Consider the following 15,057-nt stretch of genomic DNA (forward strand, 5'->3'; position numbering starts at 1 on the left):
ACCGCGATGGTGCTGGCAGCGGGTCTCGGCAAGCGCATGCGGCCGATAACCGACACTATGCCGAAGCCGCTGGTGAAGATCGCCGGCAAGGCGTTGCTCGACTGGGGACTGGACAGTCTCCAAGCGGCCGGCGTCGAGAAAGCTGTCGTCAACGTGCACTATCTGCCGGACCAGATCGTCGCTCATGTCGCCCACAGGCAGGCGCCGAAAATCGTCATTTCCGACGAGCGCGACGCGCTGCTGAATTCGGCCGGAGGCATCGTCAAGGCATTGCCGCTGCTGGGTGCCGAACCCTTCTACATCATCAACGCCGACACGTTCTGGATCGACAGCGGCCAGCCTAGCCTCGAGCGCCTTTCCCTTGCATGGGACGGCGCGAAAATGGATATTCTGCTGATGCTTACCGATCTCGACTCGGCGACCGGCCACAGTGTCGGCACGGATTTCCTGATGGCGCCGGATGGCGGCCTGCGGCGCTCGAAAGGCGACCCGGCCGGGCTGATCTATGCCGGAGCGGCGATCATCAATCCCGGCATCTTTGAGGGTGCGCCGACAGGGGCACATTCGCTCAACGCCTATTTCGACCAGGCGATATCAGCGGGCCGCCTGTTCGGCATGCAGATGCGCGGCCGCTGGATCACCGTCGGCACGCCCGACGCCATTCCGCAAGCGGAAGTGGCGGTCGCCGCCGCCCTCGCAGGAGCGGTATGAGCGGCTCGCGCCGCGTTCTCTCGATTCCGCCCGGAGCGCCATTCCTGCCGACTCTGGCCGAGGCCTTGCTGGCGGGACGGCTGGTGCCGGGCTTCCGTTTCGACGGCGACCCGCTGGCGCTGGCCGATGTCACCATCTATGTGCCGACACGGCGTGCAGCCCGCGCGCTCCGAGGCGCTTTTGTCGACGCGCTTTCCGGACCGGGAACGAGCCGCCGTTCGGCGATCCTGCCGGTCATCCGCCCGCTCGGCGAGTTCGACGAGGACGAAGCCGCCTTTGACGCCGGCGCGCCAACTGAGCTCGAGATGGCGCCGCCGATAGCGGCCATCGAACGGCTGCTGCTGCTGGCGCCGCTGGTTCGGGCGTGGAAGCGTACCTTGCCGGTGCATGTGCTGGCGATGTTCGACGAAGAGATCGTCGTGCCGGCCTCCGCCGCCGATGCGATCTGGCTGGCGCGCGACCTTGCCCGGCTGATGGACGAGATCGAAACCGAAGGCACCGACTGGATCAGGCTTGCCGATCTGGTGACCGGTAATCTTGCCGGCTGGTGGCTGGTAACGCTCGATTTCCTTCGCATCGTCACCGACGCCTGGCCTAAATTGCTGGAGGAGCGCGACCGCTCCAATCCGGCCGCGCACCGCAACGCGCTGATCCGGCGTGAGGCTAAGCGGCTTGAACGCAATCCGCCCAAAGGCCCGGTGATCGCCGCCGGCTCGACCGGCTCGATCCCGGCCACCGCCGAACTGCTTGCCGCGGTCGCCGGCCTGCCCAACGGGGCCGTGGTGCTGCCCGGTCTCGATGGGATGCTGGACGAGGCGTCCTTTGCCGCGATTGCGGCGCCCGGCGCGCGGCCCGCTTTGCTCGGTCACCCGCAATACGGCATGGCCAAGCTGATCGGCAAGGTCGGCGTATTGCGCGGCGATGTCGAGGAAGTGGTATCCGCCGAGCCGGCACTGGCGCTTCGTGCCGCGCTTGTCGGCGAGGCGCTGCGGCCGGCCGAGACCACCGAATTGTGGGCCGAGACCCGCATCGGCTTCGCTACCGGTGACATCGCCGAGGCCTTCGCCGATGTGACGCTTGTGGAAGCCGCCAGCGAACGCGACGAGGCGGTGGCGATCGCCATCGCCCTGAAAACCGCCGTCGAACAGCCGGGACAAAGGGCAGCGCTCGTTACCGGCGACCGCGGGCTGGCGCGGCGCGTCTCGGCCGAGCTGTTGCGCTTCGGCGTCACCGCCGACGATTCCGGCGGCACGCCGCTCGCCAACACGCCAGCGGCCAGCCTGCTACGGCTCACACTTCAAGCGGTATTCCGGCCCGGCGATCCCGTTGGCCTGCTGTCGCTACTCAAGCATCCGCTGCTCGGGCTCGGACTGGAGCGCAGCGGCGTGCGCCATGCCGCCGAACTCATCGAGCTCGTGGCGCTGCGCGGCGGCACCGGACGCCCCGACATCGCATCGCTGGCGGCGCTGTTCGAGGACCGGCTTGCCGGCCTGAGCGGCGACAAGCGCCAGCCCTTCTGGTTTTCGCGCCTGAGCGTGCGCGGCATCGAGGATGCCCGCGATCTGCTGAACCAGCTTGTGACGGCGCTGGAGCCGCTCACCGCCTTTCGCGGTGAAGAGAATGCCGATCTTGTCGCGCTGACCAGAGCGAGCGTCGTCGCGTTGGAAAATCTCGGCCGCACGGCCGACGGCAGTCTCGCCGAACTCTACGCCGGCGATGCGGGCGAAAAACTCGCCGAACTGCTGCGTGGCGTGGTCGCCGCCTCGGCGTCCTTCGACTTCGCCGCCGACGAATGGCCCGATGTGATGGATGCGCTAGTGGCGCCCGAGACGGTCAAGCCGGGCCAAGGCACCGACCGCAACATCGCCATCTGGGGCGCACTGGAAGCGCGGCTGCAGAATGTCGACACGCTGGTCATCGGCGGGTTGAACGAAGGCGTGTGGCCGCGCAAGCCGGAGAGCGACCGCTTCATGTCGCGGCTGATGAAGACCGGTATCGACCTCGAACCGCCGGAGCGGCGCATCGGCCTTGCCGCCCACGATTTCCAGATGGCAATGGGCGCAAAAAAGGTGGTGCTGACACGCTCCGCCCGCGCCGGCGACGCGCCGGCAGTGCCGTCGCGCTGGCTGCAGCGCATCCTCACCTTCATCGGCAAGGATCCTGCTTCAGCACTGCGCGGGCGCGGCGACGAGCTGCTCGCCTGGGCCCGGACCCTTGATGCCGGCGAGCGGCAGCATTTCGCGCCGCGGCCACAGCCGAAGCCGCCGCTCAGCGTGCGGCCGCAGCATTTCTCGGTCACCGAGATCGAGACGCTGCGTCGCGACCCCTATGCGGTCTATGCCAGGCGCATTCTCGGCCTGCTGCCGCTCGAGCCAGTGATCCGCGATCCCGGTGCCGCCGAGCGCGGCACGCTGTTTCATGACATCCTGCATCAGTTCTCGACAGAGGTGCTGGATCCGCGAGCGCCGGAAGCTCTGGAACGCCTCATCGCCGCCGGACGGAGCTGCTTTGCCGAGGCCGCCCTTCCCGCCGATGTCGAGGCCGTGTGGTGGCCGCGCTTCGAAAAGCTCGCCGCCAACATCATCGAATGGGAGCGTGGCCGGGCTCCCGCCGTCGCCCGGCGGCATGCCGAGGAGCGCGCCGAAAAGACCGCCGTCGGCCGCACCGGCGTGACGCTGTCCGGCTATGCCGACCGCGTCGACCTTCTGGCCGGCGGCATGGCCGATATTCTCGACTACAAGACAGGTTCCTCGCCCTCCAAGGCGCAGGCGCACACGCTGCTGGCGCCGCAGCTGGCGCTCGAAGGCGCGCTTCTGCGGCGCGGCGCCTTCAGAACCCTTGGCGCCCGCGAACCCTCGCAGCTTGCCTTCGTGCGGCTGAAGCCGAATGGTGAAGTGTTCGAGGAATCCATCCTCGACTACAACCGCCAGCCCAGGACCGCCGAAGACCTTGCCGAAGAGGCCTGGGCGCGGCTGGAAAAGCTGCTGGTCCACTATGCCGATCCAACGACCGGCTATCTGTCGCGGGCGCTGCCGTTTCGCGAAGGCGAAAGCGACGGCGATTACGACCATCTGGCGCGCGTGCTCGAATGGTCGGCCGGTGGCGACAACGAAGACGAGGCGGGGGAGGCATGAAGAAGGCCTATCCCATCCCCAGCGAAACCGCCGCCAGCCAGGCGCGCGCTTCCGACCCGAAGAACTCGGCCTGGGTGTCGGCCAACGCCGGCTCGGGCAAGACGCATGTGCTCGCCCAGCGCGTCATCCGGCTGCTGCTCAACGGCACCGATCCGTCGAAGATCCTGTGCCTGACCTATACGCGGGCGGCGGCCGCCAACATGTCGAACCGCGTGTTCTCGACGCTGTCGGAATGGACAGCGCTCGGCGATGCCGAACTGGCGGCGCGCATCACAGCGCTGGACGATCGCCGGCCCGACCGCGACACGATGCGCCGGGCGCGGCGGTTGTTTGCCGAGGCGCTGGAGACGCCGGGCGGGCTGAAGATCCAGACCATCCACGCCTTCTGCGAATCGGTGCTGCACCAGTTCCCACTGGAGGCCAACATTCCGGCGCATTTCGAATTGCTCGATCCGCAAATGGAGGCCTCGCTGTTCGCCGCCGCGCGCCGCGACATGATTTCGGGCACGTCAGCCGGAGACGCCGGACTGGCCGAGGCTTTCGCCACTGTGCTGGAACGCGGCGGCGAACACGGGCTCGATGCCCTGCTCACCGAAATCGTGCGCAAGCGCGACGGGTTGCGGGGCTTTATCGATGCGGTGAGGCGCGAGGACGTGGGCTTTCAGGCCCTGTTCGAGGAATTCCATTTCCGCCCCGGCCAGAGCGCCGAAGACATAGCGGCATCGGTGTGGCCGCTGCCGGGTTTCCTGCCGGATTTCTTTGCCGTGTTCGCCAGCGCGGCCGAGGCCGCCGACGCCCGCACCGTGCTCAACAATCTCTTGCCCTATGGCCGCTTGGCCTTTGCCGAGACGGACCCGATCCGCCGGCTGCAGATGCTGGGCAAGGCTTTCCTCAAGGCCGATGGCGACCCCTATGATCCCTCGAAGGCGTTCAAGAAGGCGCTGCTCGACCGGCTGCCCGATCTTCCCGATCGCTATCTGGCGGCCGTCAAGGCGATCGTCGAGGTCTCCGACCGGCTGGCGCTGTTCAGGATGCTGGAAGGAACGGTTGCGGCGCTGACCATCGCCGACTGGCTGATCGTGCGCTACGAGCGCCTGAAGCGCGGCCGCAGCTTCCTCGACTTCAACGATCTCATCACCCGCACGGTCAATCTTCTCGCGCGGCCCGATGCCGGACCCTGGGTGCAATACAAGCTCGACCAAGGCATCGACCATATCCTGCTCGACGAGGCGCAGGACACCAGCCCCGACCAGTGGGAGGTGGTGAAGCGGCTGGCGGAGGAGTTCTTTGCCGGCCACGGCCAGCGGGGCGCCGGCAATCGTACGGTGTTTGCCGTCGGCGACGAAAAGCAGTCGATCTATTCGTTCCAGGGGGCAGCACCCGATTCCTTTGCCGACAGCCGGCTTTTGTTTGCCGGGCGCGTGCGCGACGCCGAAGCCTCGTTTGCCGACCTCAAGCTGACCTGGTCGTTCCGTTCGACCGACGACGTGCTGGCCGCTGTCGACCGCGTCTTTGCCGATCCAGTCGTGCGGCGCGGCATCAGCCATGACCCCGATCCGCTTGACCACAAGGCAATCCGCAACGACGCGCCTGGCTATGTCGAGGTCTGGCCGTCGCTCGGCGCTGACGCCGTCGAGGAGCCCGACGACTGGACGCTGCCGGTCAACCACGCCAGCGCGCCGGCGGTGCGGGTGGCCGAACATGTGGCGGCGACCATCCAGGCCTGGCTCAGGGACCGCGAAATCATCGAGGGTAAGGGACGCACGCTGAGGGCGGGCGACATACTCGTGCTGGTGCGCAAGCGCGACCGCTTCGTGCATGCGCTGTCGCGCGCGCTGAAGGACCGCGATATCCCGGTCGCCGGCGCCGACCGGCTGAGCCTGCCCGGCCACATCGCGATCAAGGACCTGATCGCGCTCGGCCATTTCCTCATCCAGCCGCAGGACGATCTGTCGCTCGCCGCCGTGCTGCGCAGCCCGATCTTCGACGTGTCGGAAGAGACGCTTTTTGCGCTTGGCGCGGGAAGGCCGGCCGCGACATCGCTGATCGCGTCGCTGCGGCGGCATGCCGGCGACAATGCCACGCTGGCCGCTATCGTCACCCGGCTCGACGGCTGGGCCAATGAGGCGGCATTCCGACCGGTGTTCGAATTCTATGCAGGAGTGCTGGCGCGCGACGGTCTGCGCAAGAAGATGATCGCCCGGCTCGGCCCGGAAGCCGGCGATATTCTCGACGAGTTCCTGAGCTTCTGCCTGGCCGAGGAACGCACCGGGCTGCCTGGACTGGAGGCCTTCCTGGCGACGCTGGAAAACACCGGCCCCGAGATCAAGCGCGAGATGGACCAGACGCGCGACGAGGTCCGCGTCATGACCGTACACGCCGCCAAGGGCCTGGAAGCCCCTGTCGTCTTCCTGGTCGATGGCGGCTCGGCGCCGTTCAGCGACCAGCATTTGCCGCGGCTGATGCCGTTCGACGGTTCTGGCCGCAATTTTGACGGCAAGGGCTATCTCTGGCGCTCGGCCGCCGACGTCGCCAACGGCTTTTCCAAGACGGCTTCTGCCCGGGCGCGGGAACTTGCCGATGACGAATACCGGCGGCTGCTCTATGTCGGCATGACACGCGCCGAGGACCGGCTGATCGTCTGCGGCTATCACGGCAAGCGCGCGCCCAGCACCGGCACCTGGCATTCGATCGTCAGCCGCGCGCTGACCGGCGCACCGGAAAGCACGGAGCGCCGCCACCCCGCCAGCGGCGAGCCGGTGCACCGCTTTGTCATGACCAAGCTGCCGCCAGTGGCGCAGGCGGCGGCAGACGAGACGCGACTGCCGCAGCAGATCATGCCGCTGCCGGAAAGCCTCTACCGGGCCTTGCCGCCTTATGCGGAACTGCCGCGCCCGCTGTCGCCCTCCGGCGCCTCGGCCCTGATCGACGAGGGCAAGGAGGCTGTCGTCGATACACGCTCGCCAGTGTTGGACAGCGAGGCGGAGCCCGGCTTTGCGGTGATGCGCGGGCTGGCGCTGCATAAGCTGCTACAAATGCTGCCCGGCCTTGCCTCTGAGGAACGCCTTGGCGCTGCGGGGCAGTATCTCATGCGTGCCGGTGCTGACTGGACCGAAGCCCAGCGTGACAGGGCGCTGGCCTCGGTGATGGCGATCCTCGGGGATACGCGTTTTGCCGAGCTGTTCTCGCCCTCGTCCCGCGCCGAAGTCGCCGTCATGGGCAGCCTCGAGGTCAAGGGCAGACTGCGTTCGATCTCCGGCAAGATCGACCGGCTGGCGGTGACGCCGGAGCGCGTTTCGATCGTCGACTACAAGACCAACCGGCCGGCGCCGGCCACACTCGCCCAGGTGCCGCCGGCCTATATCCTGCAGCTGGCGCTCTACCGCGCGCTGCTCAAGCCGCTTTATCCCGGCCGCGAAGTGACCGCAGCGCTGCTGTTTACCGAGGCGCCGAGGCTGATCGAACTGCCGGCTGAGGCCATGGACGACGCCCTTGCCCGACTCACGGGAGCGTGACACAAGTTCTGCTTGAAGAAGGGCTGCTCAACCACCACATTTGGTGCGAGATAAATTTCGAAAGGATTTTCGTATGGCCACCGTCAAGGTCGACAAGAGCAATTTCCAGGCCGATGTGCTCAACGCCTCGCAGCCCGTCGTGGTGGATTTCTGGGCGGAATGGTGCGGCCCGTGCAAAATGATCGGTCCGTCGCTGGAAGAGATCGCCAATGAGCTCGGCGACAAGATCAAGATCGCCAAGCTGAACATTGACGAGAACCCCGAGCTTGCCGCCCAGTTCGGCGTGCGCTCGATCCCGACGCTGATGATCTTCAAGGGCGGCGAAGTGGCCGACATGAAGGTTGGCGCGGCGCCGAAGACCGCGCTGTCGCACTGGATCAACGGCAGCCTCGCCTGATCTGACAGACTTCCGATACCAAAGCCCGGCCCTCGCGCCGGGCTTTTTCTTTGGCGTTATCGCCTGACCTCTCTGGCCCTCGCGCCGAAAGGCTCCATGTCTTCTGCTTGGGCAGGACAGGAGAGACCCATGACCGGATCCGCCAAGGCCACCGTCTTCATCGACAATGAGCGCGTCATCGTCACCGAATACCGCTTCCAGCCCGGCGACAACACTGGCTGGCACCGCCATGGCCACGACTATGTCGTCGTGCCGCTGATGGACGGCAGGGTTAAGCTGGTGACCAAGGACGGCGAGAACTTCGCCGAGATGAAGAAGGGCGCGCCCTATTTTCGCAAGGAGGGCGTCGAGCACGACGTCATCAGCGCCAATGACGGCGAATACGCCTTCATCGAGATCGAGCTGAAGTGATGGTGTGCCACCACGTCCCATCTTGATGGCAAATCCTGATGAGGCGATATCTCTTCCTCGAAAGGGAGTTTGAAATGGCCGAACCCCAGCTTTCCGTCCGCAGCGCAAAAGCGCGAGATATTGCTCATCGTCTCGCTCGTCGCGAAAACCGTTCAATCGCTGATATCGTCGAACGCGCGCTTGAATCCTATGAGATTCGGGAGGCCGGGCGAGAACCGGCATCCGCCTTCTACTCCCGCCTGACGGCAAGCACTGGCGTCGACATCGACCTGGAAGAAATCATCCGGGAAAGCCGCAAGGTCCATACAGGGCCGAAGCTTCGCTCCGGCCAACCTTGAGCTCTAGAGCTGGATTGTTCTGGTCACCAGTCGGCGATGCGGTCGCCGCCGGTGAATTGCGCGCTTTTTGCGGTGTATTCGAACAGCTCGATCTTCACACCGTTGGGATCGCGAACCCACGCCTGAAACGTGTCGTCGCAGGCGTGGTTCTTGGCGGTGACGTCGACACCCTTCGATTTGATGTGGGCGATCGCAGCGTCGATGTTTTCCACCTCAAGGCAGAAGTGGTTGATCTGGTTCTGCTCGCTGTAGGTCGTGCCGTCCTTCTGGAACACCTCGACATGGCTGCGGCCGCCACAATTGAGGTAGAAGCCGAAGACCTTGCCGTCGCGCAGGAAATTGAACTGCGTGTCGAGGCCAAGCACGTCGCGGTAGAAGCTTCGCGTCGCCTCCAGATCATGCGCGAAGATGCAGACATGGGCGAGCTGCTTGACCTTGATCATCACGGGCTCCTCGCAGTGAAATGGCTTCAGATCGGCGGCGTGCCGTTCTCGGCCAGCACAGCGCCGGCGAGATACAAGGAACCGCCGATCAGGATGCGTGGCGCCGGCCCGTCCCAGGTGTCGCGCAGCAACATTAGCGCGCTGGCGACGGAGCTGACCGGCTCGGCGGTGAGCCCGGCTTCCGTCGCGCGGACCGCCAGCTCGTCATTCGGCACACCGGCGTCGCTGAGGCTGACCGGCACCGTGTAGACGTGGCGGACCAGACCCTTGAAGGCGTGGAAATAGCCGCTCTGGTCCTTGGTGTTGATCATGCCGGAGATGAGGAACAGCGGCCGCGGGTTCTTTTCCTCCTGCTCGGCCAAAGCTTCGGCAATGACCACGCCGGCGCCGGGATTGTGGCCGCCATCGAGCCAGATGTCGGCGCCTGCGGGCGCCAACTCCGCCAGCTTGCCCTGTGCGAGCTTCTGCATGCGGCCCGGCCAGGCGACTTTGGCCATAGCCTTCTCCGTGGCGCGGTGGCTGATCTCGAAGCCGGCGGCCTTGACAGCGGCAATCGCTGCCGCGGCGTTGGCGAACTGGTGGCGTCCGGGCAGGCGCGGCGGCGGCAGGTCCATCAGCCCGTCCTCATCCTGGTAGACCATGCGGCCGTTTTCCTCGAAGGCGAGGAAATCCTGGCCATAGACGAAGGTCGGGCAATCCAGCCGCTCGGCGGTTTCGATCAGCACCTGCAGCGCCGTCTCGCTCTCCTGCGCGCCGATGACCACCGGGCAGCCGCGCTTCATGATGCCGGCCTTTTCGGCGGCGATCAGCTCGACCCGGTCGCCGAGATAGGCTTCGTGGTCCATCGACACCGGCATGATGACCGACACCGCCGGCCTGGCGACGACATTGGTGGCGTCGAAGCGGCCGCCAAGGCCGACCTCGATGATTGCAGCAGCGGCCGGATGCTCGGAAAACAGGATGAAAGTGACGGCAGTTAGGATTTCGAAGACGGTGATCTTCTGGCCTTCATTGGCCCGGGCGACGCGGGCAATGGCCTCGGCGAAAGTCTCGTCGTCGACCAGCCTGCCGCCGCCCTCAGCCGCCAACCGGTAGCGCTCGGCCCAATTGACCAGATGCGGCGAGGTGTGGACATGGACGAGATGGCCGCCGGCCTCGAGCAGTGCGCGCGAAAAGGCCGCGCACGAACCCTTGCCGTTGGTGCCGGCAATGTGGATGACCGGCGGCAGCCGGTCCTGCGGATTGCCGAGGCGTTCGAGCAGCCGCCTGATGCGGTCGAGCGAAAGGTCGAAGCCTTTCGGATGCAGCGCCATCAAGGCGTCGATTTCGCGGTCGGCGGCAAGCGTGTTCATGGACGAATCCTAGCGCATGACCCCGAAAATCGGAATCGATTTTCGGAAAGGATCATGCGCAATCAAGAAGCTAAGCGCGTCGCAAAGCGCGCGCAATCGCGGTTCGCGGCTAACGATGTCGCGTCAGGCCTGTGGCCGGGCTTCCGGCGGGATCAGCGCCGGCGGCAGGATTTCCGGCTCCAGCGGCTTTTGCTCTTCCGGCAGCTTGAGCAGCATTTTCAACAGCCTGGAAATTGTCCCGCGCAGCTCAAGCCGCGACACCACCATGTCGACCATGCCGTGCTCCATCAGATATTCGGAGCGCTGGAAGCCGTCGGGCAGTTTTTCGCGGATGGTCTGCTCGATGACGCGCGGCCCGGCAAAGCCGATCAGCGCGCCGGGCTCGGCAATGTGGACGTCGCCCAGCATGGCATAGGAGGCGGTGACGCCGCCGGTGGTCGGGTTGGTCAGCACGACGATGTAGGGCAGACCGGCTTCCTTCAGCCGGTCGACGCCGACAGTGGTGCGCGGCAACTGCATCAGCGACAGGATGCCTTCCTGCATGCGAGCGCCGCCGGAGGCCGCGAACAGGATCAGCGGCCGCTTGCGCTGCAGCGCGACCTCGAAGCCATGCACGATGGCGTCGCCGGCGGCCATGCCGAGCGAACCGCCCATGAAGGCGAAATCCTGCACCGTCACCACCACCGGCAGGCCTTCGACTGACCCAACCGCGTTGACGATGGCGTCTTCCAGGCCGGTCTTGGCCTTGGCGTCCTTCAGCCGGTCGGTGTAGCGCTTCTCGTCGCGGAACTTGAGCGGGTCCTGCATGACCTTGGGGTTCTCAAGCTGTTCGTATTTGCCGTCGTCGAGGAAGAATTTCAGCCGCTCCTTGGCCGAGATCTTCATGTGATGGCCGGAAGACGGGATGACGAACTGGTTCTGTTCCAGATCCTTGTGGAACACCATCTCGCCGGTCTCTGGATCCTTGATCCAGAGATTTTCGGGCATGTCGGTGCGCCGGCCGAGCATCGAATTGATCTTCGGGCGAACGTAATTGGTGATCCAGTTCATCGCTTCGGCTCCTGTCCTGACGAAGAGTTGGCTAAAGAGGTAGGAAAACTATTCGGCGGCAGCAAGGCGGGCCGAGCGCACGCCTTGCGCCAGACCGCTGACCAAAGTGGCGACGGCTTCGGCCGGGTCGGCGGTCTTTTCGCCCTTCGGCCCCAGCACATTGGCCACCGCGTTGACAATCGCGGTGCCGACGACGACGCCGTCGGCATTGGCGCCGATGACACGCGCCTGCTCGGCGGTCTTGACGCCGAAGCCAACGCAGACCGGCAGGTCGGTGTGGCCCTTGATGCGCTTGACGGCGGAAGCCACCTTGCCGGTGTCGGCCAGCGCCGAACCGGTGATGCCGGTCATCGAGACATAGTAGACGAAGCCCGACGTGTTCTGCAGTACCTTGGGCAAGCGCTTGTCGTCGGTGGTCGGCGTCGCCAGCCGGATGAAGTTGATGCCGGCCTTGAGTGCCGGGATGCACAGTTCCTCATCCATTTCCGGCGGCAAGTCGACGACGATCAGCCCGTCGATGCCGCTGGCAATCGCGTCCTTCAGGAAACGGTCGACACCGTAGATGTAGATCGGGTTGTAGTAGCCCATCAGAACGATCGGCGTTTCATTGTCACCGGCGCGGAAGTCCGCCGCCATCTGCAGCGTCTTGACCAGCGTCTGGCCGCCTTTCAGTGCCCGCAGGCCCGCCGCCTGGATCGCAGGGCCATCGGCCATCGGATCGGAAAACGGCATGCCAAGTTCGATGATGTCGGCGCCGGCCGTCGGCAGTGCCTTCATGATCGACAGCGAGGTGTCGTAGTCGGGGTCGCCACCCATGAAATAGGTCACGAGCGCCGGACGGCCTTCGTTTTTCAGCTTCGCCATGCGGCGGTCAATGCGTGTGGTCATGATCAGATCTCCATGCCCAGCATCGAGGCCACCGTGTGCACGTCCTTGTCGCCACGTCCCGACAGGTTGACGATGACGATCTGGTCCTTGTCCATGGCAGGCACGATCTTGACCGCATGGGCGATGGCGTGCGCGGATTCCAGCGCCGGGATGATGCCTTCGACGCGCGTCGTCAGCTTGAAGGCCTCCAGCGCCTCGTCATCGAGGATCGGCACATATTCGACGCGGCCCGAGTCGCGCAGCCAGGAATGCTCGGGGCCGACACCTGGGTAATCGAGACCGGCCGAGATCGAGTGGCCGTCCATGATCTGGCCGTCGGCATTCTGCAAGAGATAGGTGCGGTTGCCATGCAGCACGCCGGGCGCGCCGGCATTCATCGAGGCGCAATGCTCGATGCCGTCGAGGCCGCGGCCGCCGGCTTCGATGCCGATGATGCGGACCTCCTTGTCGTCAAGGAAGGGATGGAACATGCCGATGGCGTTCGAACCGCCGCCGACGCAGGCGATGATGGTGTCCGGCAACCGGCCTTCCTGCTCGATGATCTGCGCGCGGGCTTCCGACCCAATGACCGACTGGAAATCGCGCACCAGTTCCGGATAGGGATGCGGGCCTGCGGCGGTGCCGATCAGGTAGTAGGTGTCCTCGACATTGGTCACCCAATCACGCAGCGCTTCGTTCATGGCGTCCTTCAGCGTGCCGTGGCCGGCGGTGACCGGCCGCACTTCGGCGCCCAGCAACTTCATGCGGAAGACATTCGGGCTCTGGCGGGCGACGTCGGTGGCGCCCATATAGACGACGCAGGGAAAGCCGAAGCGCGCCGCAACCGTGGCAGATGCCACGCCATGCTGGCCGGCGCCGGTCTCGGCGATGATGCGCTTCTTGCCCATGCGCTTGGCCAGCAGGATCTGGCCGAGGCAGTTGTTGATCTTGTGCGAGCCGGTGTGGTTCAGGTCCTCGCGCTTGAAATAGACTTTTGCGCCACCGAGATGTTTGGTCAGGCCTTCGGCGAAATACAGTTTTGACGGCCGCCCGGCATAGTGGGTCGACAGGTTCTGCAGCTCGGCCTTGAACTCCGGATCGTTCTTGACCTCGTTCCAGTGCCGTTCCAGGTCGAGGATCAGCGGCATCAGCGTCTCGGCGACGAAACGGCCGCCAAAGATGCCGAACATGCCCTGTTCGTCGGGTCCGGTGCGGAAGGAATTGGGTGTCGCCGGCTGGTCCATCGCCGATCTCCTGGTTCGAAAAAATTGTTCAGGCGGCGCGGTTGTCGCGTGCTGCCCTGACGGCCCGGAAAAACTGTTCGATCAGCGCCGGATCCTTGACGCCCGGCGCGCTTTCCACGCCTGAGGAAATGTCTATTCCGGGCGGATTGGCAAGCCGAAGGGCGTCGCCGATGTTGGCGGCGTTGAGCCCACCGGAAAGCATGTAATCGACGCTTGCGTCAAGGCCGGCCAGAATATGCCAGTCAAAGGCGACGCCGTTGCCGCCCGGCAATTGCGAACCTGTCGGCGGCTTGGCATCGAACAGGAAGCGGTCGGCAATGCCGATGAAGGGTTTTGTCCGCTCCAGATCGGCAGCCTCGCTGACCGACAGCGCCTTCATCACCGGCAGGCCATAGCGGGCCTTGACCTCGGCCACCCGCTCCGGCGTTTCCGAGCCGTGCAGCTGCAGCATGTCGGGATGCATCGCGGCGACGATCTCGTCCAGAAACGCATCGCTGGCGTCGACGGTGACGGCGACCGCTATGGCCCTGCCCTGTGTCGCCTGGCGCAAGCGCCCGGCTTCAACAGGCTCGACATAGCGCGGACTCTTGGCAAAGAAAATAAAGCCGACATGGCTGGCGCCGCCGGCCAATGCCGCAGCCAGTGCCCCGTCGGTCTTCAACCCGCATATCTTGATGTCGAGCGCCATGGCGCGGGATTGGCACGAAAAGCCACAAGAGTCGAGAAAAAGCATGCTGTTTGCCGCCCGGGCGGAACGCGCTACCTTCTTGTGAAGACATAGCAGGCGGGAGCAAGATCATGGCAGACGAAACCGTCGCCCAACTCAGGCAGAAGATGGCGCAGGCGCGCGAAGTGATCGCCCATCTGATGGACAAAACCGCCTTCAACGGCGCCGAGGCGCATCGGGCGCTGGATTATTTCGGCAGCGATGAGTTCGAGCAAAACTTTTTGCCATGGCCGCGCCATGGCGATGAGGGCTTACGGCCGGACCAGCTCAACGCGGCGAATGACGATTGACCATTGATGCTTCAGGTCGCGATACCTTGCGAAGATGTCGACTGCTCTGGTTTGTTTGATGCGTGGGCGTGGCAAATTCCCAGCACACATATTCCGTTGATGGTAGGCCAGTTCGGAGACACGGTTTTCGGCGCTCCAGACGGCTCTCACTGGCTGCTCTCGATAGTGGATGGTGAGTATTGGCAGATCGCGCGAAGTTCGGCGGAATTCAATCTGCTGAACAAAGACCCGCAAAACATGGACGATTGGTTTTGCTGGAACTGGGCAACGATGGCATTTGAAAATGGGATTCGGCCTAAAGAAGGCGAATGCCTCGGCTGGAAAATCGCCCCGGTCTTAGGCGGCCGTATCGGACCCGAAGAAATAACGATCTACCCTCGCGGCGTTTACCTAAACATCCAGGGACAACTGCTTCGGCAAGTTCATCAATCCTAAAGCGTGTCGCRATTTAAGGGATTCAGGATTCCCCTTGATTTGAGTTCGTGATTCATTGCGGTTGAAAGGAGACCGCGATGGGCAAGCCGCTACCGCTTGAGTTGCGTCGGCGTGTTGTTGCGTATGTCGATGAGGGACATGGT

Annotated in this window: 14 protein-coding genes; 8 read left to right on the forward strand and 6 right to left on the reverse strand. The window is 64.8% G+C overall.

What is annotated here, in order from left to right:
• Window positions 1-6 precede the first annotated feature (6 nt).
• The 6 genes from AC1DYO_RS02190 (at window position 7) to AC1DYO_RS02215 (ending at window position 8,506) form a co-directional block, all read left to right on the forward strand.
• Window positions 7-711, forward strand: a complete 705-nt coding sequence (locus AC1DYO_RS02190; RefSeq protein ID WP_477259882.1) for a nucleotidyltransferase family protein — start codon at window positions 7-9, stop codon at window positions 709-711.
• Window positions 708-3,845: a double-strand break repair protein AddB gene (gene addB, locus AC1DYO_RS02195; protein ID WP_477259841.1), complete on the forward strand. Its 3,138-nt coding sequence runs from the start codon at window positions 708-710 to the stop codon at window positions 3,843-3,845. Before AC1DYO_RS02190 ends, addB begins: the two co-directional genes overlap by 4 nt.
• Window positions 3,842-7,360, forward strand: a complete 3,519-nt coding sequence (gene addA / locus AC1DYO_RS02200; protein WP_477259843.1) for a double-strand break repair helicase AddA — start codon at window positions 3,842-3,844, stop codon at window positions 7,358-7,360. Before addB ends, addA begins: the two co-directional genes overlap by 4 nt.
• Window positions 7,361-7,433: 73 nt before the next feature.
• A complete protein-coding gene (gene trxA, locus AC1DYO_RS02205; protein ID WP_023672297.1) occupies window positions 7,434-7,757 on the forward strand; it encodes a thioredoxin in 324 nt (107 codons plus the stop codon).
• 129 nt (window positions 7,758-7,886) lie between these two features.
• Entirely contained in the window at window positions 7,887-8,168 is a 282-nt protein-coding gene (locus AC1DYO_RS02210) for a cupin domain-containing protein (protein ID WP_477259845.1), read from the forward strand.
• A 74-nt stretch (window positions 8,169-8,242) separates the two neighbouring features.
• Window positions 8,243-8,506, forward strand: coding sequence for a plasmid stabilization protein (locus AC1DYO_RS02215; RefSeq protein WP_477259847.1), 264 nt, complete (start codon window positions 8,243-8,245; stop codon window positions 8,504-8,506).
• Window positions 8,507-8,529: 23 nt separating this feature from the next.
• Here AC1DYO_RS02215 and AC1DYO_RS02220 read toward each other — a convergent pair whose 3' ends face one another.
• The 6 genes from AC1DYO_RS02220 to AC1DYO_RS02245 all read right to left on the reverse strand — a co-directional run bounded on the left by AC1DYO_RS02220 (window position 8,530) and on the right by AC1DYO_RS02245 (window position 14,150).
• Window positions 8,530-8,949, reverse strand: a complete 420-nt coding sequence (locus AC1DYO_RS02220; RefSeq protein WP_477259848.1) for a VOC family protein — start codon at window positions 8,947-8,949, stop codon at window positions 8,530-8,532.
• Between the two features lie 26 nt (window positions 8,950-8,975).
• Window positions 8,976-10,301, reverse strand: coding sequence for a bifunctional folylpolyglutamate synthase/dihydrofolate synthase (locus AC1DYO_RS02225; protein WP_477259850.1), 1,326 nt, complete (start codon window positions 10,299-10,301; stop codon window positions 8,976-8,978).
• A gap of 123 nt (window positions 10,302-10,424) precedes the next feature.
• Entirely contained in the window at window positions 10,425-11,351 is a 927-nt protein-coding gene (gene accD, locus AC1DYO_RS02230) for an acetyl-CoA carboxylase, carboxyltransferase subunit beta (RefSeq protein WP_477259852.1), read from the reverse strand.
• 48 nt (window positions 11,352-11,399) lie between these two features.
• Window positions 11,400-12,239 carry a tryptophan synthase subunit alpha gene (trpA, locus tag AC1DYO_RS02235; RefSeq protein WP_477259854.1) on the reverse strand — a complete coding sequence of 280 codons (840 nt, stop codon included), beginning with the start codon at window positions 12,237-12,239 and terminating at the stop codon, window positions 11,400-11,402.
• 2 nt (window positions 12,240-12,241) lie between these two features.
• Window positions 12,242-13,462: a tryptophan synthase subunit beta gene (gene trpB / locus AC1DYO_RS02240; protein WP_477259856.1), complete on the reverse strand. Its 1,221-nt coding sequence runs from the start codon at window positions 13,460-13,462 to the stop codon at window positions 12,242-12,244.
• A gap of 28 nt (window positions 13,463-13,490) precedes the next feature.
• Entirely contained in the window at window positions 13,491-14,150 is a 660-nt protein-coding gene (locus AC1DYO_RS02245; protein WP_477259884.1) for a phosphoribosylanthranilate isomerase, read from the reverse strand.
• Window positions 14,151-14,260: 110 nt separating this feature from the next.
• Between AC1DYO_RS02245 and AC1DYO_RS02250 the strand changes: the two genes are divergently transcribed.
• The gene (locus AC1DYO_RS02250; RefSeq protein ID WP_477259858.1) at window positions 14,261-14,479 is read left to right on the forward strand and encodes a hypothetical protein; all 219 of its coding nucleotides are present in this window, start codon (window positions 14,261-14,263) and stop codon (window positions 14,477-14,479) included.
• A gap of 6 nt (window positions 14,480-14,485) precedes the next feature.
• Window positions 14,486-14,914, forward strand: a complete 429-nt coding sequence (locus AC1DYO_RS02255) for a T6SS immunity protein Tdi1 domain-containing protein (protein ID WP_477259860.1) — start codon at window positions 14,486-14,488, stop codon at window positions 14,912-14,914.
• Window positions 14,915-15,057: the final 143 nt, after the last annotated feature.

It is taken from the genome of Mesorhizobium sp. P2_F5, from assembly GCF_056403715.1.

Excerpts from the sequence above, each read along its gene's own strand:
- AC1DYO_RS02190 (WP_477259882.1), top strand. The coding sequence starts at position 7 with ATGGTGCTGGCAGCGGGTCTCGGCAAGCGCATGCGGCCGATAACCGAC.
- addB (WP_477259841.1), top strand. The coding sequence starts at position 708 with ATGAGCGGCTCGCGCCGCGTTCTCTCGATTCCGCCCGGAGCGCCATTC.
- addA (WP_477259843.1), top strand. The coding sequence starts at position 3,842 with ATGAAGAAGGCCTATCCCATCCCCAGCGAAACCGCCGCCAGCCAGGCG.
- trxA (WP_023672297.1), top strand. The coding sequence starts at position 7,434 with ATGGCCACCGTCAAGGTCGACAAGAGCAATTTCCAGGCCGATGTGCTC.
- AC1DYO_RS02210 (WP_477259845.1), top strand. The coding sequence starts at position 7,887 with ATGACCGGATCCGCCAAGGCCACCGTCTTCATCGACAATGAGCGCGTC.
- AC1DYO_RS02215 (WP_477259847.1), top strand. The coding sequence starts at position 8,243 with ATGGCCGAACCCCAGCTTTCCGTCCGCAGCGCAAAAGCGCGAGATATT.
- AC1DYO_RS02220 (WP_477259848.1), bottom strand. The coding sequence starts at position 8,949 with ATGATCAAGGTCAAGCAGCTCGCCCATGTCTGCATCTTCGCGCATGAT.
- AC1DYO_RS02225 (WP_477259850.1), bottom strand. The coding sequence starts at position 10,301 with ATGAACACGCTTGCCGCCGACCGCGAAATCGACGCCTTGATGGCGCTG.
- accD (WP_477259852.1), bottom strand. The coding sequence starts at position 11,351 with ATGAACTGGATCACCAATTACGTTCGCCCGAAGATCAATTCGATGCTC.
- trpA (WP_477259854.1), bottom strand. The coding sequence starts at position 12,239 with ATGACCACACGCATTGACCGCCGCATGGCGAAGCTGAAAAACGAAGGC.
- trpB (WP_477259856.1), bottom strand. The coding sequence starts at position 13,462 with ATGGACCAGCCGGCGACACCCAATTCCTTCCGCACCGGACCCGACGAA.
- AC1DYO_RS02245 (WP_477259884.1), bottom strand. The coding sequence starts at position 14,150 with ATGGCGCTCGACATCAAGATATGCGGGTTGAAGACCGACGGGGCACTG.
- AC1DYO_RS02250 (WP_477259858.1), top strand. The coding sequence starts at position 14,261 with ATGGCAGACGAAACCGTCGCCCAACTCAGGCAGAAGATGGCGCAGGCG.
- AC1DYO_RS02255 (WP_477259860.1), top strand. The coding sequence starts at position 14,486 with ATGCTTCAGGTCGCGATACCTTGCGAAGATGTCGACTGCTCTGGTTTG.